Origin of the sequence: Ferrimonas marina, assembly GCF_900129905.1 — a bacterium.
In the GTDB taxonomy this organism is placed as follows: domain Bacteria; phylum Pseudomonadota; class Gammaproteobacteria; order Enterobacterales; family Shewanellaceae; genus Ferrimonas; species Ferrimonas marina.
Window position 1 is genome coordinate 25,148 of sequence record NZ_FQXG01000001.1, and the last position, 25,911, is coordinate 51,058.

Sequence of the window (25,911 nt, forward strand, 5' to 3'; positions counted from 1 at the left end):
GAGACTGACTAGGATTCTAAATCTAAATGATAAAGGGGAACAGCACCGGGGTCTCAACGGCCGGTTTCAGTTCTGGGTCCAGGTAGCGCACCAGGCCCGACCCACGCACTGGCTCTTTTGTTGGCTCGGTGGCGATCACCACCACATCTTTGGCGTCGGTGTACCAGCTGATCACGAAACGGCTGTGGCTGGAGCGGTCACACTGGATGAGGCAACGCACCAGGGAGGGCAGAAAATCGGGCGGGATCAGCAGCGGTACGCGTCGACGATAGGGGCCGATGGTGCCGAGCAGCCCCTCCTCCAGCAGGGAGAGAGACCATGGGGGGTGAGCGCAATCCAACTGCAGCAACACGACACTTCCTTGTCATTGGGGTCAGGCCGGGCAGGATATCGGACTCAACTGAACCGCGGCTGTACCTTGTAAGCGGTTGTTGCCTGAGCGCAGGCTGATGAGTGAGATGGGGTGGGCGAAGTGGGGCTGAAGGTTCAGTCAATAATAAAAAGAGGAAGCCGGGGCTTCCTCTTTTTGTACTCAGGGCCGTGGTTACTGCGGGCAGGTCAGGGTGGCGGGCTGCTCGCTGCCGGGCAGCAGCAGCACCTCACCGAAGCTCAGCTTAGCGGCGGCCTGGCTGCTTAAACCGAAGGGCGAGAACACCCGGGCCAGGTTGATGCCCTGCTCGGCAAAGCAGTGCAGATCCACGGTGACCGTGGTCCATTCAGTGCCCTTAAGCTGCGGTGCGATGTCGATGCCACGGCGGACGCCCTCCTCGCTGAGCATGCTCAACTGCAGCGGCTGGGTGAGGGGCGCATCGGCCTTCACCTCGACACTGAGGCGGCCATTGGCCTCACTGAAGGCGCGCAGGTCGACCGGGAAGTTGCCCTGCAGGCTGACGATGCCGTTGCCCTTGCCATCGAACACCACCCGGCGGGCGTCTTCCTGGATCACCCGGTCGATGGTACGGATGGCCACCGAGCCGTGGCTCTGCACGTTAGAGGTGATCGCCTCGGCATCCAGGTTATCGCCTGCCAGGGTACCAATCACCATGTGCCAGGGGTCTTTCACCCCTTGCTGGAACAGCGGGCGCGGTGCCAGCAGGCTGGCATCGTAGCCACTGTCCTCGGACAGGTCATTGGCCAGGGTGCTGGGCTGGCCATACTTCAGGCCGAAGCCGTAGGGCAGCAGCGGGGTTTCCCGATCATCGTAGAAGTTCACCACCGCCTGCTGTGGCGTGGCCGGCCAGGAGAAGGGCAGGGTGCCGTGGAAGTCGTAACGGACTGCGCCCTGGGCATCGGTAAACAGCACATCGGCAACGCCGGCGCCCTCGGTGCCAGGCAGCCACACCGCGACAAAGGCGTCGGAGGCATTGAATTCCGGGTTCACCCACAGCGGACGGCCACTGATGAACAGTGACACCACCGGGATCCCCTGAGCCTGGAGCGACTGGAGCAGCGCCAGGTCGCGCTTGTCACCGCGCTGGTACTCCAGGTTATCGATGTCGCCGTTGCCCTCGGCGTAAGGGTCCTCGCCGAACACTACGATGGCGACATCGGGCTGCTCAGCGGCATCGAACAGGCCGTCCGGGCGCAGCAGGGTGCGGCCGCCGCTGGCCTGGACCACCTCGTTGATGCCGTCATAGATGGAGCTGCCACCGGGGAAGTCGCTGTTCTGGTTGCCGGTGCCTTGCCAGGTGATGGACCAGCCGCCGGATTGCTTGCCGATGTTGTCGGCGCCGTCACCGGCCACCAGCACGGTTTGACCCGGCTTGAGCGGCAGCAGCTGATCGTTGTTCTTGAGCAATACCAGGGACTCACGTACCGCCTGGCGGGCCACGGCCCGGTGATCGGCGTGGCCGATAAGCTCGGTGCGACCGGACAGGGGACGGTTGGCCGGGCTGGGCTTGTCAAACAGGCCGGCGCGGAACTTAACCCGCAGGATCCGGCTGACCGCATCGTCGATCCGAGCCTGGCTGATCTCACCGTTACGAACCTGCTCGATGGTGTTGTAGTACAGCGGCTTCCAGGCGTCGGTCGGAACCATAAAGATATCCAGACCGGCGTTGATCGCCTGCGGGCAGGAGTCGTTGCGGCAGCCGGCGATCTGGCCGTGGCCATTCCAATCGCCCACCACCAGACCATCAAAGCCCATGCGGGTCTTGAGTACGTCGGTCAGCAGGTACTCATCGCCGTGGATCTTCTTGCCGTGCCAGCTGTTAAAGGAGGCCATCACCGTTTGCGCCCCGGCGGTCAGGCCGCCGACGTAGCCCTGGGCGTGGATGTCGAACAGCTTCTGTTCGCTGGACAGGTTGTTGCCCTGGTCCTCGCCAAACTCGGTGCCGCCATCGCCGAGGAAGTGCTTCACGGTGGAGACCACCCGTTGATCAGACAGGAAGTCCTGGTCGAAGCGGCCCTGCAGACCTTCGACGATGGCGCGGGAGTAGTCGCGCACCACCGCCGGGTCTTCGGCGTAGCTTTCATAGGTGCGACCCCAGCGGTCGTCCTCCACCACGGCGACGGTGGGGGCGAACACCCAGTCGATACCGGTAGCCATCACCTCCTTGGCGGTGATGGCAGCGATCTGTTCGATCAGCGCCGGGTTGCGGGCCGCACCCAGGCCGATGTTGTGAGGAAACAGGGTGGCGCCAATCACGTTGTTGTGGCCGTGCACCGCATCCGTACCCCACATGGTGGGGATGGCGATGCCGTCCTCGCTGTCGTCCATTGAGGCCTGGTACATCGCCTCAGCCAGGGCGATCCAGTCGGCGGGGGTGGCGTGTTTGTCGTTGTTGGGGAAGGCACCGCCGCCGTTGAGGTAGGAGCCAAAGCCATACTTGCGCATGTCCTCGACGGTAAAGTCACGGATCTCCGGCTGGATCATCTGCGCGACCTTCTGCTCCAGGGTCATCTGGGCCAACAGTGACGCGACCTGCTGTTCGATGGCCGGATCGTTCTGTCCGGGGATCGCCAGTTGCGGCCAGATCTCGATGTTCTTGCTCGGCGGCGTGTCCACATTGCCTGACTCTGTTGCCGAGACAGCTTGCTTGTCGGTGCCGCTGCAGGCCGCCAACAGGGCGGCTGAAACCAATACGCTGCTGCGAAGTAACCCCGTCACGGGGCGTGTTGCGTGATCCATGCGTTTCCTCTTTATCCTTTCACCACATCGTCTCGTTCAAATCACCGGCAAGGGGATCGAGCTGCTGAGCCGAAATTCACAAGTGATTATTATGATTGACGATCTGGGACTGCTTTATTAGTTTGTGAAAGCGCTTACATTTTTGCCAGTGGAGCGAACCGGTGTCAATAGGCCAATGGCGGTTGTCGGCTCGGTTTTTACAGCGTCAAACCCTGGCATCAACGAAGGCAGCCCGAACGGGTCGCTTCAACGTATAGCAAGAGCCGGGTGTGTGCTTGCTGCCGGGCCTTGGTCAGTGGCTAGGCAAGGGTGCCAAACACCGGTTTAGTAAGGCGGTGGCCGAGGCTGCCATCTATTGTTATTTCTATTTAAATCATAATCTTGGCTTCAGGTTGGCTGTGTTACCATGGCCCCGAAGCAGACCCAACAGGAAACGCATTCTATGGCCACGATCTACGATGTATCGGTGATGGCGGGGGTGTCACTGGCGACCGTATCGCGGGTGGTGAACAACAACGCCAAGGTCAGTGAGAAGACCCGCAAGAAGGTGCTCGCCGCAATGGAGGCACTGGACTACCGTCCCAACGCGATTGCCCGGTCACTGGCTTCCAGTCGCTCCAACAGCGTTGGGGTGCTGGTGTCGCAACTGGATGGCCCCTACCACGGGCCGATGATGTCGATGATCGAGAGCGTGCTGCGCGACGCGGGAAAGCACGTGATCTTCGCCGCCGGCCGCTCCGACGAGGAGCGGGAGCGCGCCTCGGTCTCTTTTCTGCAAGACCGGGGCTGCGATGCCCTGGTGCTCGACATCGAAGCGGTGAGCGATGATTACCTGGTTGAGCTGGCCAAGGGTCAGACGCCCATTGTGCTGATCAACCGCTATGTCGAGCCGATCGAAGACCGCTGCATCTACCTGGACAATGAGCAGGGCGGTTACCTGGCGACTGAGCACCTGATCAAGCTGGGCCATCGCTCCATCGCCTGCATCTCCGGCCCGCTCTACAAGCTTGATGCCCGTCAACGCCTGGCAGGGCACAAACGAGCCCTGGCCGAGGCGGGGCTGCAGTTTGACCCGCGACTGTGCGTGGAGGGTAACTTCGATCAGCGCAGCGGCCGGGAAGGGGTGAATAGGTTGCTCGAGCAGAAGCGGCCCTTTACCGCCCTCGTTTGCGCCAACGATCGTATGGCCTCCGGCGCCATCGCCGGCTGCATGGCGCAAGGGCTGAGTGTGCCTGCGGATCTGTCGGTGATGGGCTACGACGACTTCCCAGTGCCGGAATACATCACCCCTAAACTCAGCTCGGTCAGCAATCCTATCCATGAGATGGGCAAGATGGCCGCCAACTGGGTGTTGCAGCACGTCTACCAACTTGAGGGGGCCCCGTTGGCTCGCCGTTTTGAGCCTGTGCTCAAGGCCAAGGAGTCCACCGGGATGAATCGCTAGTTTCGAGCGTTATCCTTAATCCGCATCCGTAAGGCCGGGCCTATGGCCCGGCCTTTGTGATCCTGCAGCGATATTGTCTGCGCCACCGGCCACGCTTCAGACGTAAAAAAGCCGCTGTTATGACAGCGGCTTTTGCGTTCTTTACCCGACTGTTACCAGGTGTAGCGGGTACCGATGGCGTAGCGGGCCTCGTTGTTCTGGGCCAGCAGCAGCTGCTCCTGGTAGCGGCCGTGGATCCGCATGTCCTCCTCGAGGATGTTGATCCCCTCGGCAAACACCACCCAGCGTTCGGTGAGCTGATAGCTGGCGCTGAAGTCCAACTGGCCGTAGGCCTCGGTGAACTGCGGGGCCGGACCACCGGACTCCGCTTGACCCGTGGCGGACAGGAACTCGTCGCGCCAGTTGTAGGCCAGGCGAGCCTGGAAGCCGTGCTTGTCGTAGAACACGGTGAAGTTGGCAGAGTCACTCAGCCCCGGCAGGGCAAACTGCTCGTCGACGCGTTCGACGTCGTAACTGGTGTCGCCGGAGACAAAGGTCGCGTTAGCAGCAACACCAAAACCACTCTCGCCGAACATGTGCTGGATGGCCACCTCCCAGCCGCGGACACTGAGATCCTCGACGTTGTTGGGGCGGCTGATCAGCCACTCCGCCACCGGGTCATCGGGGTTGGCGACGATGTTGCCATTGCCGTCGCCGTAACCGTTGGCAATCAGCCAGTCGAACACGGCGTAGTCACTCGGGGTGCCACCGGCGGCGATGATCTCCGAGCGAGCCTGCTCGGCCGCCGCACCCAGGTAGGGATCGCGGATGTGGTCGTAGAAGGCGCTGTCGATGGTGTTGACCAGGAAGTTCTCCACGTACTTGGCGAACCAGCCCGCCGACACGTAGCTGCCGACGTTGTAGTAGTACTCGAACGACAGGTCGAAGTTGTCGGACTTGTAGGGGCTGAGCTGGGTATTGCCGGCAAAGCCGGTGCGCGAGCCTACCTTGGGCTGGGAACCCAGTGAGGTGGTGGCACGCATCGCATCCAGGCTGGGACGGGTCATGGTCTTGCTGTAGGAGGCCCGCGCCACCAGGTCATGGGTCAGGTCCAGCTTGGCGTCGATGCTGGGCAGGAACTCCTTGTAGCTGTGGGTTTCGTTGCTGTAGGTGGCGTCATCGGCGTAGACGGTCACCCACTCGGTGGGGGTCAGCCATTTGATGTAGCTGGCCTCCTGCTGCAGGCTGCGCGCGTCCACATCGGTCTGCTCATAGCGCAGGCCCGCCACCACATCCAATGGCATGCCATTGAACTCGCTCTCAATGTTGAACTGGATGTAGGCAGAGGTGGTTTTCTCTTCGATGAAGTGATCGTCGGTGAACGGCGCTGCAACGTATTCCACCCCGTACTCGTTCTCGGCCCAGCCCACCATGGTGTCGAAGTCATAGGTGTAGTAGTAGGGGATGAGGATATCGCTGCCGCCGCCGCTGAAGCCGCCAAGGAAGTCGCCGCCCAGCCCGGCGTATTGCATCATGTGCGCCACCGCCCCCTTGTTGCCATACCAGCTGGCGTGCTCCTGGTGGTAGCTGCCCTGGGCACGGGTATCGAAGGTGGTGTGGGCCAGACCGAAGTCGATGGAGGCCAGCGAGTCGTGGCTGTCATTGATCAGGGTGCCGTCAAACTGGAACTGGGTGACCTCGGTTTCGTTCTTGCCGGCAACAATGCCGGAGAACAGGGTGGCGTAATCCTCCGGCTGCAGGTGCGGTCCGCCATTGGGGTTCAGGTTGACGAAGTTGGCCCCCATGATAGGGATCTGGGTGTTGCTGACGTCGTAGGTCTTGTCGGCAATGTTCAGCGCGCCGGCGATAAAGAAGTGGGCCGAGGTGCTGTTGCCCAGTGACCCCTCAGAGGTGGCGGTGGAGTTGTGGGCATCAAAGCGCAGGGTGAGCAGTTCGGTGGCCTGCCACTCCACGTTGAAACCCAGCGACTTGTTTTCGTTCTCGCTGCCGGACTGGGTCATGGTGCCGGAGTAGTCGCCGCCCACTTCGGTAACGTTCACAAAGGTGCCGTTCTCATTAATGGTGGCGCTGGTGGCGCTGCCCGGGCCATCGAACCACAAGCCCCAGGAATCGTTGATGCCACTGTCGCGCAGGCGCGAGTAGGTGTAATCCGTGGTAAAGGTCAGGGTGTCGGTGGGGGCGTACTGGAACACCACCTGGGCATTGGCCCGCTCACGCTCGACGTCGGTGATGTTAAAGCCAACATTACGGGCGTAGAAGGTGTTGCCGTAGGGGTTCTGGTTGTTGTCGGTGACATCGGCATTGGGGTTCATGTCGCCGTGGATGTTCTGCCGCCAGCCGTCGATGGTGGCGGAGGTGCTGCGGAAGTCGCGCTCCTGGTAGGAGGCGGACACGCCCAGGCCGATCTTGCGGTCCAGGAACACGTTGCTGAAGATCCCGGAGAACTCCGGGGTGATGTCATCGCCGTTGACCACACTGGTGTCGTGCAGTCCTTTGGCGCCAAAGCTGGCAACCAGGCCGTCCTGCTGCAGCGGACGAGCGGTTTGGATGTTGATGGTGGAGCCAATACCGCCGGAGGTGACGTTGGCCTTACCGGTCTTGGAGATCTCAACCGCGCTGACGCTCTCCGAGGCGATGTTGGCGAACTCGAACGATCGGGTGGAGACGCTGTTGGCCTGTGCCGTGGGCATCAGGCGATTGTTGAGCATCACCAGGTTAAAGTCCGGGCCGAAGCCACGCACCGTGACCTTACTGCCCTCACCATTGTTGCGGTCGATGGAGACACCGGAGATCCGCTGCAGAGACTCAGCCAGGTTGGTATCAGGGAACTTACCGATATCCTCTGCGGTGATCACGTCCACCACACCATCAGAGTCGCGCTTGATGTCCATGGATTTGATCAGGCTGTCGCGCATGCCGCGAACAACAATGGTTTCAACCTTATCTTGTTGGGCCGCGCCAGGGTCGTCGGCGGCGATGGCGTGAGTGGTAAAGCCCAGGCCCAAGGCCAGGGCCAGACTGCTAGCAACCTTTGTTTTTTTGAAATCTTTGGAGTCCATCATGATTCCCGTCAGGCTTATTGTTGAAGCCGCTATCGCGGCCCTTTTTTGTCACTGGATCAGGCAGCGCATTTCCATATCTGGACCCGATTCAAAAGTCCATGTAAGCGCTTACACGGGACATTAAAAAACAATAAATATATTGTCAACAAACGACAGTGTGACTGTCACATTTAGGTGGGAACGGTTGAATTTACCCTGCCGGTTGGTCTTTCGTTTTGCCACGGATTGGCTTATTGGTGGAGTCCGTCTCTTTGCGTTGAAGTTTCTTTCTTTTCAGCTTGAATTGGCGGGATTTTGCACAGGGTAAATAGGGCATTCCCGCCAATATGAATGAACAACTTCAACCCGTATTGATCGACATCATTAATTCGATAGTGACTTTAAGCGCGGGTATAGGACGGCATGCTGTTGGTATTGTGCGTGTGTGCATTGAGCAGGGGAGTGCCCCAGTTTGGGCCTGACACTTTTGCCGGTAATGCCCGTAATGCCAGAAAAGCCTGTCTGGCAATCTTTGCTTATATCGCTTTGGCGCTGCCTATTTATAATTAACCGGAGTGAACCTATTAACCGCAGTTAATACTGGTTGGTTTGAGTTGTAAGTGGATTTATGTGTCATCCATTCAAGCTAACTTTGCAGTGATGACTTATTTAAAGGTGTTTGCGAGTTAAATCTTGGCTATTATGTTTTCGCGCCCTATTCAATGGGCTGGTGGTGGGAAAGCAACGCAGCAGGCACTAGGCGAGAGAGATAGAGATAGCGATAGAGATAGAGAGGGCAGGGCGTGGCCAAAACAAGGGGGAACCCTAACCCATAAGGGTGATGCTGACCTGAATGGGTCTGGCTGGCTTGAGCGTTACACAGTGGTATCGAACCAAGCTGATAGCTGGCTTTTGCTCCGAGCGCGAAAAGGCGCCAGTGAAGGAGGATTCCACTGGCGCCGAAGCAAGGGTTACTCGTACTCGGAGGCGTAGGTCTCGGCGTAGGAGTGTGAGTACAGCTCAAACAGGTTACCGAAGGGGTCTTCCAGGTAGACCATCTTGGCCGGCTTGCTGTCGTCTTCCGGGTGGTAGCGCATCACCTCCATCCGCTGTTTGCCGCCGTACTTCAGGGTCTTCTCGATTACCCCTTCAAAGTCCTTAGTCTCCAGGCTGAAGTGGAAGATACCGATGCGGTTGAAATCCACCTCGTGGCGTGGCTGGCGGTGCTTCATCTCGAACAGCTCCACACCGATGCCGTCACTGGTGACCAGGTGGGCGATGTTGAAGCTGTCAAAGCCCTCACCAAACACGGCGATGCACATGCGGCCGATGGCGGTTTTGCGCTCTTCCAGCACCTCGCTCTTGCCCATCACCACTTCCAGGCCCAGGGCCTGGGTGTAAAACTCGATGGCCTGGTCCATGTCGCTGACCATAATGCCTACGTGACTCATCTTCATAATCTGCTCCTGCTCTGGCTATATTGGATTTGGCTGGATTTGGCTGGACACCAGCGTGTCCGTTGTCGATGTGGAGCAGTATAGGGCGGCAATCTAATCACCTGAAATTATCACTGGTGATTTATATGATTTCGTTTTGTTATGAATTGGCCGAGCCAGCCAGCGGCATTGCGATGGGCGTCATGACGGCTTTACGCCGGTGCAGGACGCTGCCATGGGGCGGGGTTGTATTGGCCAGGCGTTGTCGCTACATTTAGTTGCAAGTGAAACTAAATGGGTCTAGAGGATGGAGCCATGAACGAGACGCTGAGTTACCTGCACGGATTTGGCAACGAGCATGAGACAGAGGCACTCCCCGGTGCGCTGCCCCAGGGCCAGTTCTCCCCCCAGCGCTGCCCCTACGGCTTATACGCGGAGCAGTTCTCCAGCACTGCCTTTACCGCCCCTCGCGCAGCCAACCGGCGCAGCTGGACCTACCGGATCCGCCCCTCCATCGTCATGGGGGAGTATCAGCCGATCCCCCACGAGCACTGGTGTACTGCGCCTCAGCAAGGCGTGGCGGTGCCGCCCAACGTGATGCGCTGGGATCCGCTGCCACTGGACGACCAGCCGATGGATTTTGTCTCCGGCATGGTGACCATGGCGGTAAACGGCGATGCCAAGGCCCAGCACGGGGTGGGGATCCACGTCTACCGGGCCAACGTGGGGATGGGCGACAGCGCCTTCTACAACGCCGACGGTGAGATGCTGTTGGTGCCGCAGCAGGGCCTGTTGTTAGCGACCACCGAGCTTGGCCGCTTGCAGGTGGGACCGGGGGAGATCCTGGTGATCCCCCGTGGCATCAAGTTCCGCATCGACCCGCTGGACGGGCCGATCCGCGGCTACGTCTGCGAGAACTACGGTGCCCCCTTTATCCTGCCAGAGCGCGGCCCGGTGGGGGCCAATGGTTACGCCAACGACCGGGATTTCCAGTACCCGGTGGCCTGGTTCGAGGACAAGGAGACCCCGCATCGACTGATCACCAAGTTCTGCGGCGGTTTTCACCAGGCGATGTTGGGTCACTCTCCCTTTGATGTGGTGGCCTGGACCGGCAACAGCGCCCCTTACAAGTACGAGCTGGCCCGCTTCAACGTGATGAACACGGTCAGCTTCGATCACCCGGACCCCTCTATCTTTACCGTGCTGACCAGCCCCAGCGATACCGAAGGCTGGGCCAACCTGGATTTTGTTATCTTCCCACCGCGCTGGATGGTGGCGGAGAACACCTTCCGGCCGCCCTGGTATCACCGCAACATCATGAGCGAGTTCATGGGGCTGATCGAGGGCAGTTACGATGCCAAAGAGAGCGGCTTTGAACCCGGTGGCATGAGCCTGCACAACTGCATGACCCCCCATGGGCCGGAGGCGGCGGTGTTTGAGAAGGCGACCAAGGTCGAGTTGGCGCCCCAGCGCTATGAGGACACCATGGCCTTTATGTTCGAATCCCGCTACGCCATTGAGCCAACCCCCTATGCCCAACGCTGCCCCCAGCGCCAGCAAGACTACCTGCGCTGTTGGGATGGCCTGAAGAAACACTTTAATGGACAGGCTTAAGCCTAAGAGAAGGACGCTATGTACCAGTTAAACGAAACCCACGATCCCGCCCTGCGCAGTTGGGTCGCGGGGGCCAATCGCCCCGACGGCGATTTCCCTATTCAGAACCTGCCGTTCGCTTCCTTGCGCCCGATGGGCAGCAACCAGGCGTTTCGCGGTGCCGTGGCGATTGGCGATCATGCCCTGGATCTGGCCGCGGCCCTGGCTGCCGGGGTGTTTGATGCCGAGCTGGAGCCGGTGGTGCGCGCCGCCGCTCAGCCCAAGCTGAACGGGTTTATGGCGCTGGGCCCCGAGGCCTGGTCGGCCCTGCGTCTGGCCCTGTCCCGCTTGCTGCGCGAGGGCACTCCCCAGCAGGCGGCGCTGGCTCCCTGCCTGTTGCCGCTGAGCGAGGTGGAGTACCAGCTGGCCCACAACATCGGTGACTACACTGACTTCTACACCTCAGTCCACCACGCCACCGCCGTCGGCCGTCTGTTCCGTCCGGATAACCCGTTACTGCCCAACTACAAGTGGGTACCCATCGGTTACCACGGTCGGGCTTCTTCGGTGGACGTTTCCGGTCAAACCTTCCACCGTCCCTGCGGTCAGCTCAAGGCACCGGATGCGGCCGAGCCCAGCTTCGGCCCCTGCAAGCGTCTGGACTACGAACTGGAGCTGGGGATCATCATCGGTAAAGGCAATCCCCTGGGCCAGCCCATCGCCATTGAGCAGGCAGAGCAGCACGTATTCGGCGTCTGCGTGTTCAACGACTGGTCGGCCCGGGATATCCAGGCCTGGGAGTACCAGCCGCTGGGCCCCTTCCTGTCGAAAAGCTTCGCCTCCACCGTCTCCCCCTGGATCGTCACCCTGGAGGCACTGGTGCCGTTTCGGGCCGGATTTGTGCGTGACGCCAGCGACCCGCAGCCGCTGCCCTACCTTGACAGCGACCACAACCGCCAGGCCGGCGCGCTGGATATCCAACTGGAGTGTCTGCTGCAGACCGGCGCCATGGCCGAGCGGGGCGAATCCGCCACCCGCCTGTCCACCTCCAGCTTCCGCCACTCCTACTGGACCGTGGCGCAGATGGTGACCCACCACACGGTCAACGGCTGCAACCTCCAGCCCGGTGATCTGTTTGGCTCCGGCACCCAGTCCGGCCCGAAACCGGAGGAGGCCGGCTCGCTGCTGGAGCTGTCGGCGGGGGGCAAGCAGGCCATCACCCTGGCCAACGGCGAGCAGCGCACCTTCCTTGAGGACGGCGACACCGTGGTGATGCGGGCCCATTGCCAGCGCGAAGGCGTGGTTCGCATCGGCTTTGGTGAGGTGGTCTCCACCGTGCTGCCCGCCAAGGCATAACCCATGTTGAACCCCCAAGAGGGCGCCCGTGGCGCCCTCAGGTTGCAGGAGTGTCAGGGATGAAACTGTACGGCTACTTTCGCTCTTCGGCGGCCTACCGGGTGCGCATTGCGCTGAATTTGAAGGGATTGGATTACCAGTCGGTGCCGGTGAACCTGCTCAAGGGGGAGCAGCGTGAAGCGGCCTATCGTGAGCTTAATCCGCAGCAACTGGTGCCGCTGCTGGAGCTTGAGGACGGCACCAGGCTAAGCCAGTCCGGTGCCATCCTGGGTTACCTGGAGCAGGTCTATCCGCAAACCCCACTGTTGCCCCGGGACCCGTTGCAAGTGGCCCAGATCCAGGCGCTGTGCCAGGTGATCGGCAGCGACATCCACCCCATCTGCAACCTGCGGGTGCTCAAGTACCTGGTGGGCGAGCTGCAAACGGAGGAGGAGGGCAAGCTGGCCTGGATCCGCCACTGGATAGGCCAGGGCTTTGCCGCCCTGGAGCAGCAGGTGGCGGGAAATCCGCTGGTGAAACCCGACCAGCCCAACTTGTTCCATGTCTATCTGGTACCGCAGATCTTCAACGCCCTGCGGTTCGGCGTGGATATGGCCGACTACCCCAGCCTGATGGCCTGTTACCAGGCCTGCAACCAGCTGCCCGCCTTTATCGACGCTCAGCCGGCCAACCAGGCCGACGCAACCTGAATCAGATGGCGCAGGGATCGCCCCTCTGCGCCATCTCCACCTTGCGCATCGGCATGTCGTCGACCCATCCGGCCACTTTCTGCCAATCGGTGGCACCCTGCCAGCGGTGTTTGATGCCGCCATCCTTGCCAATCAGCACCGCGTTGTGCTGCGCTTCATCCAACTGGTAACGATCCATCAGCGCTTCGGTGTCCTGGGCTAACACCAGATCGTGGGGGTGTACGATCCCCTTTGGCGTCAGCACCATCAGGTGGATCTGCCGATCCTCAAGCTGACATTCGTGCATCGCCGCTTGCAGCAGGAATTGGTCGACCTGATCGTCCAGCTGCGGCGCAAAGTACACAATGGTGCGATGGTTCCAGTGATGGGAGTCGACGGGGTAGGCCAGCAGCGCAGGAATGCCCAGGGCCAACATCAAGGGGAGCAGGATCTTCATGGCAACACCTCCGTACAAGTCCAGTGTATACGCCCGGGGGCGCCGAAGAGCTCATAAGGAGAACAGGATGAGAATCACCGGAATGTTGTTGGCGATGCTGTTGAGCGTGGTTGTGTTGCTGCTGCCACATCCGTCGCAGGCTGAACAGTGGTTGAGCCCCCAGTTGCAGGAGCATCCGCTGGTGGGGCAGGTGATCCGCACCCGCGATGGGGCGGTGCTAAGCCAGTCCGAACTGGTGCTGGCGCTGGCGCCGGTACCTTATGTGTTGCTGGGTGAGAAGCACGACAACGCCGATCATCACCAGTTGCAGCAGCAGTTGATCCGTCAATTGACCAATGCCCAGCGTCCGCTGGTGCTGGAGATGCTGGCCGAGGGGCAGGGGGTGGTCGCGGGCCAGCTGACGGCGCAGGCCGATGAGCCGTCAATACGCCAGGCGCTGTCCTGGCCCGAGCGCGGCTGGCCCTGGCCCAACTACGGGGGCCAGATCCAGGCCGCTCTGGCCCAGGGCGGTGGTGTCGAGGGGGCCAACCTGTCCCGCGACGAGATCATGACCCTGATGCAGGATCCGACGGCTGAGCTGGCGCCCCGGCTGGCCAGTACCGACCAGATCCTGCCCCGGGTGGAGGCCGACTTTATCGAGGTGCTTTATGAGCAACACTGCGAGGTGATGCCCCGGGAGCAGCTCGGTGGCATGGCGCGGGTACAGGTGGCCCGGGATGCCAGTATGGCAGCGGCGCTGATGCGCCATGGCGAAGGTGGGGTGCTGCTGGCTGGCGGTTTCCATGTGGTTAAGCCCACCGGGGTACCGGCCCACCTGGCCCTGGCTGAGCAACCCAGCGTTAGCGTACTGATGTTGGAGGTGGCGGAGGACCTGGCGGCCTGGCAGGCCTACGGCGACGATCTGGCGCGGGATTTTGATTACCTCTACTTCACCCCCCGGGCCGAGGAGGTGGATTACTGCGCGGCGCTGAAAGAGAAGCATGGCCACACCGATTAGAGTCGAACGAGGCGCAATAACTGAGGTTTTATACAGTGTTTCTATTGCGCCGTAATACCCGCTTCAGTACCCTTTGAAGCCTTGATACCCAAACGCTTTCCCCCATGTCCCGACTCTACATCGCCGAGAAGCCCAGCCTCGGCCGCGCCATTGCCGCCGTGCTGCCCAAGCCCCACAAAAAGGGCGAGGGCTACATCGAGCTTGGCAACGGCGACACCGTCACCTGGTGCGTCGGCCACCTGCTGGAGCAGGTGGAGCCGGAGCACTACGATGCCAAGTACAAGACCTGGCGGTTGGAGCACCTGCCCATCGAGGTCGACCAGTGGCAACTGAAAGCCCGTCGAGGCATGGCCAAGCAGCTGGCCACCATCAAGCGACTGATGAAGCAGGCCAGTGAACTGGTGCACGCCGGCGATCCGGACCGGGAGGGGCAACTGCTGGTGGACGAGGTGATCGACCACCTGGGCGGTGCGGCCGCCCGACAGGGGGTGAAGCGGTTGCTGATCGCCGATCTCAACCCGGCGGCGGTCACCCGGGCCCTGGGCCAACTGAAGGACAACCGGGACTACGCGCCCCTGTCCCAATCCGCTCTGGCCCGCAGCCGGGCCGATTGGCTCTATGGCATGAACCTGACCCGGGCCTACACCCTGTTGGGGCAGAAGGCCGGCTACCGTGGGGTGCTGTCGGTGGGGCGGGTGCAGACCCCGGTACTGGGGCTGGTGGTGCGTCGCGATGCGGAGATCGCCGCATTTGAACCGCGCCCCTTCTACCAGTTGGATGCCCTGATTGAGCATCCCAAGGGCACCATTGCGGCGCGCTGGCAGCCCAGCGAGGCCTGTGCCCAATGGCAGGATGACGAGGGCAGGCTGTTGTCGCGCAAGCTGGTGGAACACGTGGCGGGGCGGATCCAGGGTCAGCCGGCCCAGGTGACCGACTCGCAACACAAGGAGAAGCCCCAGGGGGCGCCGCTGCCTTACTCCTTGTCGGCACTGCAGATCGACGCGGCCAAGCGGTTCGGTATGTCCGCCAGTGAGGTGCTGGCCTGCGCCCAGAAACTGTATGAAGGCCACCAACTGATCACCTACCCCCGCTCCGATTGTCGCTACCTGCCCAAGGGCCATTGGCAGGAGGCCAAGGCGGTCAGCGACGCTATCGCGGCCACCGATCCCAGCCTGACCGAGGCGGTGGCTGGGGCGGATCTCAGCCTCAAGAGCCGGGCCTTCAATGACGCTAAGGTGGGGGCGCACCACGCCATTATTCCCACCCCCAAATCGGGCAAGCTGGCCTCGTTATCGGCCAAAGAGGCCAAGGTTTACCAGCTGATCGCCCGGCAGTACCTGATGCAGTTCTACCCGGCGGCGCGCTACGCCGAGTCCCGGCTGGCGTTTGAGATCGCCGGCGGTCAGTTCGTCGCCAAGGGGCGGGTGCTGACCGCGCCGGGCTGGCGGGCGCTGCTGGGCCGCCCTGATCGCAACGACCGCAGTGAGCTTAATGAGGGGCAGGGGGGTGATCCCAGCACGGTTTTGCCTCGTTTGCAGGTCGGCGAGCAGTGGCCCTGTGTCGATAGCCGCATCAAGGACTGCATGACCGAGCCCCCCAAGGCCTTCACCGAGGCCAGCCTGCTGCAGGCGATGACCGGCATCGCCCGCTTTGTCCAGGACGCCAGCCTCAAGGGGATCCTCAAGGAAACCGATGGACTGGGCACCGAGGCCACCCGAGCCGGCATCATCGAGCTGCTGTTTAAGCGCGGCTTCCTGTTGCGCCAGGGCAAGGCGATCCACAGCAGCGACGCCGGTAAAGGCTTGATCGGGGCGCTGCCGGAGCAGGCCACCTACCCGGACATGACTGCACGCTGGGAGCACGAACTGCAGGCGATGGCGGAGCGCCAGCGCAGCTACAGCCCCTTTATGGCGGATCTGACCGGTCAGATCGCCCAGCTGGTGGACCAGGTGCGCACCGCGCCGCCGCCCAGCAGCCTGGCTGGGCTGAAAAGCGCGCCGCCCCGTCGACGTCGCAGGGGCAAGACCGGCGCCAGCCGCAGTGGCGCAGGCACACGCCGTCCGCGTAGCCGGGCGACGGGTTGATATCCGGCCTCGCCGCCCACAGATCCCAAGCAACAACGGATCTCACCACCGAGTAAAGAGGATTGTGATGGACAACAGCTACACCCCACCCAAGGTTTGGACCCACGACAGCGAGAGCGGCGGCCAGTGGGCCAAGATCAACCGGCCGGTTTCCGGCGCCACCCACGAGCAGCCGTTGCCGCTGGGCAAGCATCCGCTGCAGCTCTACTCCCTGGCCACCCCCAACGGCCAGAAGGTCACCATCCTGCTGGAGGAGCTGCTGGCGGCCGGCCATAAGGGCGCCGAATACGATGCCCACCTGATCCGCATTGGTGAGGGCGACCAGTTTGGCTCCGGCTTTGTCGAGGTAAACCCCAACTCCAAGATCCCCGCGCTGGTGGATCGCAGCAGCGATCAGCCCATCTCGGTGTTCGAGTCCGGCGCCATCCTGCTCTACCTGGCGGAGAAGTTCGATGCCTTCCTGCCCAAGGATCCTGCCGAGCGCACCGCGGTGATGAACTGGATGTTCTGGCTGCACGGCTCCGCCCCCTACCTGGGCGGCGGTTTTGGCCATTTCTACGCCTACGCCCCGGAGAAGTTCGAGTACCCCATCAACCGCTTCACCATGGAGACCAAGCGCCAGCTGGATGTGCTGGACAAGCAGCTGGCCCGCCACCCCTTCGTGGCTGGGGAGAGCTACAGCATCGCCGATATGGCGATCTGGCCCTGGTACGGCAACCTGGTGCTGGGTCGCCAGTACGAGGCCGCAGAGTTTCTGGACGTGGACAGCTACACACATGTGCAGCGCTGGGCCAAGATGATCGATGGCCGTGCCGCGGTGCAGCGGGGTCGCATCGTTAATCGAAGCTGGGGCGAAGCCTGGGAGCAGCTGCCCGAGCGTCACAGCGCCGCCGATATCGACCAGGTGCTGGCGCTCAAGCCTTAAGCATTGGGTATTTATCTAAGGCGCACCGGCTTAGCCGGTGCGCCTTTTTTGTGCCTGGGCAAAATCAGTCAAGGCATGTTGCGCACTTGTGAGGGCGTTTGTGGCGGGCTTGTGCTCACTTGCTGCATAAAGGAAAAGTCGATTGAGATGCGCTTGATTCAAAGGCAGATTCTATGTGATTAAGCTCAAAGGAGAGAGAAATATGCGATCTTACATCCCCGCTTTGCTGGCCTGTCTGGCCCTGACAGCCTGCTCTGGCCCGGCGGCTTCCGATAGTGACGGGGTCAACCTGCAGCGCACCATGAAGGCGATGGGGCAGGAGTGGCGCGGACTCAATCGCAGCGGCGACACCGAGCAGCAGGTCGCCCATCTTAATGAGCTGCGCCAACAGGCGGAGCAGGCACGCCAGGGTATGGTCCGCCGCGGTGAGCAGAGCCAGTATGAAAGCGGTATGGCCGAATTCATTGAGGCCCTGGACGCGGCGCTGGAGGCGCTGCAGGGCGAGGACATCGCGGGTCTGGCTGACCACCTGCAGCGGCTCGATGATCTGCGCAAACAGCACCATCGAAGCTTCAAACCCTGACGGCTCTTGTAGTTGTTAGTGACCAATGAAACCTCAGCAGTGTGTGATGTTGAGAACGACGTCTTTATTCCCAAGAATGTGTTGAAGAGCCCACTCTCAAGGAGGGGGCGGTTCTTCAGCCGACTTCGAGATGCCTGAGTGGAGACGTTTTTGACTAGGTAGAGGGCCAGGATGGCCCGAATTGCCAGCGGAGAAAGGGACGTCGACTCTGGCTAGTGCCGTCAGTCAATAACGCCGGAACAAAGAAGCAGCATCGAGTGGAGGCTACGGGGGTTCCAAGGGGGCGAGTCGCCCCTTTGGTTGGCCGCTCTAATGCATCCCTGCAGTCGCGGCATTGGTGCTTCCTGCACGGCCTGTCGCCAATGCGACTGGCAAAAAAAAACCACCCAGACTGCGGGTGGTAATCAAGGGAGGATCCTTATCCTGTTCGGCCCAGTGGCGGCCTCTCTTGCCGCAACACCCGGGCATCGACGCTCAGCACCAGTTGCTGGCCACTATTGGGGACGGGCGCCAGGGTTGCCAGCACCTGCAACCGGGCGCCATCGGCACGCACCAGCGGGATCACCCGGGGCGGCTCGCTCTGATTGGTCTGCTTAAGCCGGCTCAGGGTCGCAGTCATCTGCTCCGGTGTGGCCCGGGCCAGGCGGTGCTGCAGCGACTGGCCTACCAGTTGATTGGGATTAAGGCCCACCAGCTCCGCCAGGGCAGGGCTGATCTCGGCAATGGTGCCATCGGGGTTGAGCGCCAGCCGCTGCTGTTTCAGTGCCGCGGCACTGGCGCTGGGCTCAATCACTCCAACGAAATAGGCTTCGCCCTGGTGGTGGTGCTCACGGAAGCGGATCCGACCATTGATGCCATCCGGGCCACTGTCCAGTGGCAGCCAGCGGCTGTGGCTGGCCTGGGTGCCCAGTTGGATGGGGCGGCTACTCCGCTGCAGCAGGGCAAAGACGTTCTGACCGCAGATCCGCAGCCGGTCGTCACCGAGCCAGGCCTGGGCCAGCTCATTGCTGCTGAGGATGGTGCCTTTGGCGTCGCACAGCAGCAGGCCGTAGGCGCGCTGCTCAGTCAAGGTGGTGAGCTGGGCCTGTAACTGGAACAGCTGTTGCCCCACCGAGGCCTGTTGCTGGCTCTGGGCCAGTTGCTCGGTCAGATCCCAGGCGCAACCCACCAGGTAGCCCGGGTGATCGGGAGCCGCCTGGTATTGGCCGCAGAGTCGTAGCTGACGATGCTGGTGGCCGCCGCAACGGATCCGGGCCTGGAGGTCAAACCCGGTTTTACGTCGGATCGCTTGCTGGATCTGCTCCTCGACCCGCTTACGCTCCTCCGCCGGCAGCAGCCCCTGCAGGGCCATCACCGAACGGGTTTGTTGTGGCTTCAATCCCAGTCCTTCCAGGGCGGCTTCGCCGGTGATCTCCAGCTTGCGATCCGCCAGGCTCACCCGCCAATGGAGAATGCCGCTGCGCTCGGCACTGATCCGTAACTGCTTAGCCAGTTGGGCGTTGTTTTGCTGCAACGCCTTGTTGGCCTTGGCCAGCCGCTGTGCCCGGGCGGTGATCTGGCGTATCTGTTTCTCCACCGCGTGGACCAGGTAGGTGTCCTGATCGGTGCAGAGTGGGGCCTTGGTGAGGTTGTGCCGTTGCCAATAGCTGCTGCGCAGCAACTGACGCAAGGGCTTGACCAGGATCCGGCGCTGGCGCAGACCCAGCCAGGCCATCAGCATCACCATCGCCAGCACCAGTGCCAGGCCGATGACATTGAGGCGCTGGGTCAGTGGATTGGCGGCGTAGGCCAGGTCCAGCTGCACCAGCACGATGCCCTTGGCCCGACTGGGATCGATACCCGGCAGCTTGACCCGCTGGGTGTAGTTGAGGCGGTAGCCGTTGCCTCCGGGCTGGGCAAAGGTGCGGGTGTTATAGCGTTGTCGACGCAGCTGCTCTGAGCGGGCCAGGGTGGGCGCTTCGAACGGAGCGGTGATGGTGCGATCCAGGGTGGAGACCAGCAGCGCACCGGAGTTTTCATGGTAGACCTCAATGTTGAATACATTGGGCAGGGTAGCCAGATTGCGCACCAGAGTGTCTAAGGCCTCAGGATCGGAATTTTGCGACTGCATCGCATTGATACTGAGTGCAATCTGGTTTCCGGTTCGCATGGCATCGCTGCGCATGGCCAAGGCGCCGATCTGGTCCAGGACGATCAAGGTAGAGACGGATAGACTGAGTAGAACCAGCCAGGGCATCAGGGACACGGATCCCCTTTGCACCCAGCGTCTCAGCAGAGCACTGATGCTGTTCACTACAACCCCCAAAGTAACCTATGGTGCGGCGCTGACCCTCTTAAACGGGGCGGGCGCTCTTTGCTTTGTTGGACCTCGCCTGGGCGAGGTCTTGCGCTTAGTGTTGGTTATCTTGTCCAGTCACTGCATTTCGGCTGGGCGTTCATTAAACCTAGTAAAGGGTCTGAAATACCGCCAACTTTTAACTGAAAAAATGTCCAAATAGACGGCAGGGCCCGACAGCGCTGAATCCACATGGATGCCTACATACTATATCGACATTGAGGCTTCAGAATGAGGCCGGCAGATTACGGCGGCAACACTTCCGCACTGGCCTTTTTCGGGGCCGATTGATACTGTTTTGGCAAGGTCTAACAGAGTTGTTTTTTATGGCTAAATTGGTATCTACCTCGGCCCTTGCCAAGGCCCGCGGCCTGTCCGCCAAGGTGATGTTTGAGCGGCTGGAGCGGGCTGGTTACCTGGTGCGCAGTGCCCAGCAGTGGCAGCTAACGCCCCTGGGACAGAGCCAGGGCGGGGTGTTGCAGCAAAGCGAGAAGTTTGGCCGCTACGTGGTCTGGCCCGACAGCCTCAACCTGGGAGATCCCAAGGGGCTGCTCACGCCCCATGCCTTGGCAGAGCGACTGGGGATCGATAAGGACACCCTGTTGCTACTGTTGCAGGAGCTGGGTTGGTTACGTCGCGGCGCCAGTGGCTGGCAGGTGACCGCAGATGGTCAGAAGGGCGGCGGGGTGCCACAGCGTCAGTACGGCACCGGACGTGCCGGCAGCCTTTGGCCGGAAAGCATGGTGGATCAACCGGTGTTGAAGCAGCGCCTGGCCCAGTACCGCGGCGAGGTGGTGGGTTCCACCCATGAAAAGGTGGAGCTGTTCAAGCAGCGATTCGATGCCAAACTGCAGACCATGGACGGCCACTACGTGCGTCACGCCGACGAGGTGCGAGTGGCCAACTTCCTCTATCTGCACGGCATCAGTTATGCCTATCAACGACCGGTACCCGGTCAGGTCCAGTGGCAATCGGATTTCTATCTGCCCAGCCCCGGTCTCTACCTGGAGACCGACGCGCCCGACCCACTGCGTGAGGAGCGCCTGGCCTGGTATCTGGCGCAGGGCTGGCCCTTCCTTCACCTGGACTCCGACGGCCTGGATGCTCGCCGTTTTCGCGAGTTGCTGGGGGTGATGGGGGTACCACTGCCGGGAGGACAATAGATGACGGCACGGATCAACTACCTGGAGTTTCCGTCGCAGGACTTAGCGGCGACCAAGGCCTTTTTCAGCGAGGTGCTGGATTGGCAGTTTACCGACTACGGGCCGGATTACACCGCCTTTGCCGCCAAGGAGGCCGGTATCGACGGTGGCTTTTACCGCTCCGACACGCCAGCCCGCGTAGCAACCGGCTCCGCTCTGGTGGTGCTCTACACGGCGCAGTTGGAAGCTCTACAGGACCGGGTGATCGCCGCCGGAGGCAAAGTCTCAACGCCGATCTTTGCCTTCCCCGGTGGCCGTCGCTTTCACTTTATCGCGCCGGGCGGGTGTGAGCTGGCCGCCTGGTCTGAGTAGACGGCCAACGCTACCGCCTCGTTAGACCGATTGCGCGTCGAAGCGCTTGGGCGGGCAGACCAGGGCATCCTGGCTTGCGATCAACAGCAGTTCCCGGCTGTTCTGCTCATGGGTGTGGGCAAACAGGGCGTACATGGCGGCGGCGACGTGCTCCAGGCTGTCACGCAGGTTGCGAGTCTTCAGGTACTGAGCCAGGAACAGCGCAGTGGTGGCATCACCGGAGCCGTTCATCGGGGTGGGGAAGCGCAGCAGCGGGGTGGTGACCAGCCAGGCCTCCTGCTCACTCACGGCCAGCATCTCGATGCTGTCGGCATCGCCGTCCTGACGCATCAGTGAGGTGACCAATACCACGGAAGGCCCTTTGGCCAGCAGGCTTCGAGCCGCAGCCAGCGCTTGCGCCAGGGTTTCCACCTTGTCGCCCACCAGGTACTCCAGCTCGAAGTGATTGGGGGTGATGATGTCGGCCTGGGCCACCACGGTGTCACGGAAGTGCTCTGGAACTCCGGGACGAACAAAGATCCCCCGGTCCACGTCGCCAATCACCGGATCGCAGCAGTACAGGGCGTCGGGGTTGGCCTGTTTGACCTGGTGGGCCGCATCCAGGATGACATTGGCCATCTCCGGTGCTCCCATGTAGCCGGACAGCACCGCGTGGCACTGGGACAGAACCCCGCGCTCGCCAATGCCGGCAATCACATCTGCCACGGTATCCGGGGCAAACACCGGCCCACGCCAGCTGCCATGGCCGGTGTGGTTGGAGAACATGACGGTGTGCACTGGCCAGACGTTGCAGCCCATGCGTTGCAGCGGGAAGACCGCGGAGGCATTGCCCGCATGACCGTAGGCAACGTGGGACTGGATGGAGAGAATGTTCATTGGAAAACCTGTGACGGGGAAGATCAGACACGCTTTGTACCAGATAGTATGGCACCAGGCGAGCATTGCGATGGAAAGGATGCCCGGTGAGTTATCTTCTTTAGCGAGTTGGCTCAGTGAGTTAGCGCCCAGTTTCTGTACCCGTAACGCGAAGGATTCTGTCCAGAATCGACAACCTCTGCTAAAGTCCGGCTAATTCGACAGCTTAGGAGACCTGACGTGGTCAAGACAGTTATCGCCCTGATCATCATCGCGATTTCACTTTTTATGTTGCAACGCTCCATGGCCAACAAGAAGCTGGCCAAGGCCAACATCGAGGCCGGTGAGCGCTTCCTTGAGGAGAACGGCGGTCGCGAAGGGATCGTCACCACCGATAGCGGCCTGCAATACGAGGTGTTGGAGAACGGCAGCGGTGCCGTGTTCCCCCGTGCCACCGACAAGGTCACCGTGCACTACCACGGTTCGCTGATGGATGGCAGTGTGTTCGACAGCTCGGTCAATCGCGGTGTGCCCGCGACCTTTGGTCTGAACCAGGTGATCCCTGGCTGGACCGAGGGGGTGCAAACCATGGTCGTGGGTCAGAAGAACCGCTTCTATATCCCGGCCCGTCTGGCCTACGGTAATCGTGGGGTGGGCACCATCCCGCCGGGGTCGGTGCTGATCTTCGATGTGGAACTGCTGGACATCGATTAAGCCAGGCAGGTTAAAGCACAAAGGAGGGCTCAGGCCCTCCTTTGTCGTTGATGGCGCAGGGCAGGGATAGCAATCAACGCAGTGTGAGTGTTGGATGCTTGCCGCACTGAACTCCGCCATCAACAGCAACAACGGGGAGGCCAAGGCCTCCCCGTTTCGTTACGGCTTATCCGGATGTGGCGTGACCTCGCCGGGGTCTTCACCGCCTTGGGCCGGCTCCTCGGAGAAGTCGTCGGTGTAGTTCTTCGGTGGCGGCTGCCAGGCACGATGGCCGGCATCGAAGCCATCCTCCCGGTCCAGCTCCATCAGCGAGCTGGCCCGCTGCACCATGGCGATAAATTGAGCACGGTAGGCGGTATTGGAGAAGATGTTCTGGTCCTCCAGCCAGTGCTCGTACAGCTCGTTGAGGGTGCCCTCTTCGTAGCGGCGGAAGTTACGGATCTTCTGCTCGGCGTCAAAGGCGTGCATCCCCATTGCCTTGAGAGCCTGGTTGGCCACCTTGAGCGAGCCCTCAAAGGTTTCCCGGGTTAACCAGTCGGCGCCGGCCCGCTTGAGGTTGTAGTAGGCCCCGCGGTCGTAGGCGCGACACATCACCTTGATGTGGGGGTAGTGGTGCTTAACGTGTTTGACGATCTCCAGCGCCTTGTCCATGTCGTCGATGGCGACGATCAACAGCTGTGCTTTGTCGATGCCCGCGCTGTGCAGCAGATCAGGGCGGGAGGCGTCGCCGTAGTAGGACTTGATGCCAACGATGCGCATCGCCTCAATCTGGGTGGGGGAGAGGTCGAGGATCACCGGCTTAATGCCATTGGCCACCAGCACCCGGCTGACCACCTGGCCAAAGCGCCCCATGCCAGCAATCACCACCTTGCTCTGATGGCCGATCTCGTCGGCATCGCGCTCCTCGTTGTCGCTGAATTTGGGCAGGATCACCCGGTCAAACAGGATGAACAGTGCTGGGGTTAGCAGCATCGACAGGGCCACTACAAGGGATAGGATGGGCATCAGATCCGGTGGGATCACCGCGTTCTGGCTACTGAAGGAGAGCAGCACAAAGCCAAACTCACCGGCCTGGGCCAGGGACAGACTGAACAACCAGCGATCCGCCAGCCGTACCTTAAAGACAAAGCTCAGCACCAGCAAAATGGTGGCCTTAAGTAGCATGATCCCCAGGGTCAGCCCCATCACCAGAAAGAAGTCGTTGAACAGGATGTCGAAACGGATCCCGGCGCCGACGGTGATAAAAAACAGCCCAAGCAGCAGCCCCTTGAACGGCTCGATGTCGGACTCCAGCTCATGGCGGAACTCACTGGTGGCCAGTACCACGCCGGCGAGGAAGGTGCCCAGCGCCGGCGACAGCCCCACCAGCGACATCAGTACCGAGATGCCAATGACCAGCATCAAGGCGCTGGCGGTGAAGATCTCACGCAGGCGGGTGGCTGCGATCATCCGAAACAGGGGGCGGGTGGCGTAGTGGCCGCCCAGCACCACCACCGCGATGGCGCCAGCCACCACCAGGGCATTGGCCCAGCCCGGCAAGCCGTCCACCAGGCTGATGTCGCCATGATGGCCATCGTCGGCATGGACGGCGGCCTCGGTCATCAGCTCCGGTAGGGCCAGCAGTGGGATCAGCGCCAGCATCGGGATCACCGCGATGTCCTGGAACAGCAGCACACTGAACGCAGCGCGGCCGCCTTCGGTCTGGGTCAGCCCCTTCTCCTGCAGGGTTTGCAGCACGATGGCGGTGGAGGACAAAGCGAAGATCAAACCGATGGCCAGGGCCAGACGCCAATCCAGGCCGATCACCAGGCCGAAACCTGTGATGGCAGCAGCGGTCAGGCCGACCTGCAGGCCGCCCAGACCCAGCAGCTTGCCGCGCATCTGCCACAGCATGCTGGGCTCCAGCTCCAGGCCCACCAGGAACAGCATCATCACCACGCCAAACTCGGCGAAGTGCTGCAGGGTTTCGGTTTCCGAACCGACCAAGCCAAGGACCGGGCCGATCACCACCCCGGCGATGAGGTAACCCAGTACCGAGCCCAAGCCAAAGCGGTTAGCCAGGGGGACGGCGATGACCGCCGCCACCAGGTAGATAAAGGCGTAGAGCAGGATCTCAGTCATGGCTGGCCTCCGGTTCAAACGCCTGGTTCAGCAGCGGCAGGGCTTCCAGCTGGTCAAGATCCAGCGGTTCCCGGTGAAGCTGGTCGATCAGTTTGGTGACCGACTCGATGTGGGTCTTCAGCCGTCCCTCGTCCGCGGCTTTACGGGCAGCAAACAGGAAGAAGGGTGGCAGATAGCGCATGTGGCAGAGATTGGCGGTCATCTCCAGCGGGCGCATCAGTTCGCGCACCGGGAAATGGTTGTAGCCGCTTTTCGAGTAAGCGCTGGCGTCGCCGCCGGCGCTGACGACGGCAAGGAACAGCTTGCCCTCGAGCTCCCGACCATGGTGTCCGTAGGCAAAGCCGTATTCCAGCACCAGGTCCTGCCACTCCTTGAGGATGGCGGGGGTGGAGTACCAGTAGAAGGGGAACATGAACAACACCACGTCATGCTGGCGTAAGCGCTCCTGCTCACGACGTACGTCGATCTCCAGGGTGGGGTACTCGTGGTAGAGATCGACGAAGGTCACCCCGGGCAGATCGCGAACAGTGCGCGACAGCGGGCGATTCACCTCGGATCGTTGCTGGCTCGGGTGAGCGAACAGGATAAGAATGCGGCGGGTGTTTTGGGCTGTTGTCATGGCGTTGGGCATAAAGGACTTATGCCCAACAGGTTAGTA

At 61.6% G+C, this 25,911-nt stretch carries 20 protein-coding genes; 11 read left to right on the top strand and 9 right to left on the bottom strand.

Annotation, left to right across the window (positions count from 1 at the left end):
* Positions 1–22: 22 nt before the first annotated feature.
* Positions 23–352: a hypothetical protein gene (locus BUC04_RS00110; RefSeq protein WP_143165478.1), complete on the bottom strand. Its 330-nt coding sequence runs from the start codon at positions 350–352 to the stop codon at positions 23–25.
* A 192-nt stretch (positions 353–544) separates the two neighbouring features.
* The gene (locus BUC04_RS00115; protein WP_067664623.1) at positions 545–3,130 is read right to left on the bottom strand and encodes a glycoside hydrolase family 3 protein; all 2,586 of its coding nucleotides are present in this window, start codon (positions 3,128–3,130) and stop codon (positions 545–547) included.
* 442 nt (positions 3,131–3,572) lie between these two features.
* On the opposite strand from BUC04_RS00115, the gene BUC04_RS00120 reads away from it, so the two are divergent.
* Entirely contained in the window at positions 3,573–4,574 is a 1,002-nt protein-coding gene (locus tag BUC04_RS00120) for a LacI family DNA-binding transcriptional regulator (RefSeq protein ID WP_067664621.1), read from the top strand.
* Positions 4,575–4,726: 152 nt separating this feature from the next.
* Here the strand turns inward: BUC04_RS00120 and BUC04_RS00125 are convergent, their stop codons facing one another.
* Positions 4,727–7,633: a TonB-dependent receptor gene (locus BUC04_RS00125; RefSeq protein WP_067664619.1), complete on the bottom strand. Its 2,907-nt coding sequence runs from the start codon at positions 7,631–7,633 to the stop codon at positions 4,727–4,729.
* A gap of 953 nt (positions 7,634–8,586) precedes the next feature.
* Positions 8,587–9,072, bottom strand: a complete 486-nt coding sequence (locus tag BUC04_RS00130; RefSeq protein WP_067664617.1) for a VOC family protein — start codon at positions 9,070–9,072, stop codon at positions 8,587–8,589.
* Between the two features lie 294 nt (positions 9,073–9,366).
* On the opposite strand from BUC04_RS00130, the gene hmgA reads away from it, so the two are divergent.
* The 3 genes from hmgA to maiA are packed head-to-tail and all read left to right on the top strand — an operon-like array spanning position 9,367 to position 12,689.
* Positions 9,367–10,665, top strand: a complete 1,299-nt coding sequence (hmgA, locus tag BUC04_RS00135; protein ID WP_067664615.1) for a homogentisate 1,2-dioxygenase — start codon at positions 9,367–9,369, stop codon at positions 10,663–10,665.
* Between the two features lie 18 nt (positions 10,666–10,683).
* A complete protein-coding gene (gene fahA / locus BUC04_RS00140; protein WP_067664613.1) occupies positions 10,684–12,000 on the top strand; it encodes a fumarylacetoacetase in 1,317 nt (438 codons plus the stop codon).
* Between the two features lie 59 nt (positions 12,001–12,059).
* Entirely contained in the window at positions 12,060–12,689 is a 630-nt protein-coding gene (gene maiA, locus BUC04_RS00145; RefSeq protein ID WP_067664611.1) for a maleylacetoacetate isomerase, read from the top strand.
* Between the two features lies 1 nt (position 12,690).
* Here maiA and BUC04_RS00150 read toward each other — a convergent pair whose 3' ends face one another.
* Positions 12,691–13,125, bottom strand: coding sequence for a DUF4174 domain-containing protein (locus BUC04_RS00150; protein ID WP_067664609.1), 435 nt, complete (start codon positions 13,123–13,125; stop codon positions 12,691–12,693).
* Positions 13,126–13,192: 67 nt separating this feature from the next.
* On the opposite strand from BUC04_RS00150, the gene BUC04_RS00155 reads away from it, so the two are divergent.
* The 4 genes from BUC04_RS00155 to BUC04_RS00170 all read left to right on the top strand — a co-directional run bounded on the left by BUC04_RS00155 (position 13,193) and on the right by BUC04_RS00170 (position 17,714).
* Positions 13,193–14,122 carry a ChaN family lipoprotein gene (locus BUC04_RS00155; protein ID WP_159437640.1) on the top strand — a complete coding sequence of 310 codons (930 nt, stop codon included), beginning with the start codon at positions 13,193–13,195 and terminating at the stop codon, positions 14,120–14,122.
* A gap of 104 nt (positions 14,123–14,226) precedes the next feature.
* Positions 14,227–16,206, top strand: coding sequence for a DNA topoisomerase III (locus tag BUC04_RS00160; protein ID WP_067664605.1), 1,980 nt, complete (start codon positions 14,227–14,229; stop codon positions 16,204–16,206).
* A 67-nt stretch (positions 16,207–16,273) separates the two neighbouring features.
* Positions 16,274–17,131: a glutathione-dependent disulfide-bond oxidoreductase gene (gene yghU, locus BUC04_RS00165; RefSeq protein ID WP_067664603.1), complete on the top strand. Its 858-nt coding sequence runs from the start codon at positions 16,274–16,276 to the stop codon at positions 17,129–17,131.
* Positions 17,132–17,333: 202 nt separating this feature from the next.
* A complete protein-coding gene (locus BUC04_RS00170; RefSeq protein ID WP_067664600.1) occupies positions 17,334–17,714 on the top strand; it encodes a cytochrome b562 in 381 nt (126 codons plus the stop codon).
* Positions 17,715–18,132: 418 nt separating this feature from the next.
* On the opposite strand, the gene BUC04_RS00175 is transcribed toward BUC04_RS00170, so the two are convergent.
* Entirely contained in the window at positions 18,133–19,950 is a 1,818-nt protein-coding gene (locus tag BUC04_RS00175; protein ID WP_067664598.1) for a PAS domain-containing protein, read from the bottom strand.
* A gap of 425 nt (positions 19,951–20,375) precedes the next feature.
* Between BUC04_RS00175 and BUC04_RS00180 the strand changes: the two genes are divergently transcribed.
* Both BUC04_RS00180 and BUC04_RS00185 read left to right on the top strand, forming a co-directional pair.
* Positions 20,376–21,212 carry a hypothetical protein gene (locus BUC04_RS00180; protein ID WP_067664596.1) on the top strand — a complete coding sequence of 279 codons (837 nt, stop codon included), beginning with the start codon at positions 20,376–20,378 and terminating at the stop codon, positions 21,210–21,212.
* On the top strand, positions 21,213–21,563 hold the full coding sequence (locus BUC04_RS00185) for a VOC family protein (protein WP_067664594.1): 351 nt from the start codon (positions 21,213–21,215) through the stop codon (positions 21,561–21,563). It begins immediately after the preceding gene.
* Between the two features lie 21 nt (positions 21,564–21,584).
* On the opposite strand, the gene pdxY is transcribed toward BUC04_RS00185, so the two are convergent.
* Entirely contained in the window at positions 21,585–22,439 is an 855-nt protein-coding gene (gene pdxY / locus BUC04_RS00190) for a pyridoxal kinase PdxY (RefSeq protein ID WP_067664591.1), read from the bottom strand.
* Between the two features lie 267 nt (positions 22,440–22,706).
* Here pdxY and BUC04_RS00195 point away from each other — a divergent pair, with 267 nt between their 5' ends.
* Entirely contained in the window at positions 22,707–23,132 is a 426-nt protein-coding gene (locus BUC04_RS00195) for a BamJ family beta-barrel-assembly machinery protein (RefSeq protein ID WP_200804648.1), read from the top strand.
* A gap of 159 nt (positions 23,133–23,291) precedes the next feature.
* On the opposite strand, the gene BUC04_RS00200 is transcribed toward BUC04_RS00195, so the two are convergent.
* Both BUC04_RS00200 and BUC04_RS00205 read right to left on the bottom strand, forming a co-directional pair.
* On the bottom strand, positions 23,292–25,253 hold the full coding sequence (locus BUC04_RS00200) for a monovalent cation:proton antiporter-2 (CPA2) family protein (protein WP_067664587.1): 1,962 nt from the start codon (positions 25,251–25,253) through the stop codon (positions 23,292–23,294).
* Positions 25,246–25,872, bottom strand: a complete 627-nt coding sequence (locus tag BUC04_RS00205) for an NAD(P)H-dependent oxidoreductase (RefSeq protein WP_067664641.1) — start codon at positions 25,870–25,872, stop codon at positions 25,246–25,248. The genes BUC04_RS00200 and BUC04_RS00205 overlap by 8 nt, the downstream gene beginning before the upstream one ends.
* Positions 25,873–25,911 lie beyond the last annotated feature (39 nt).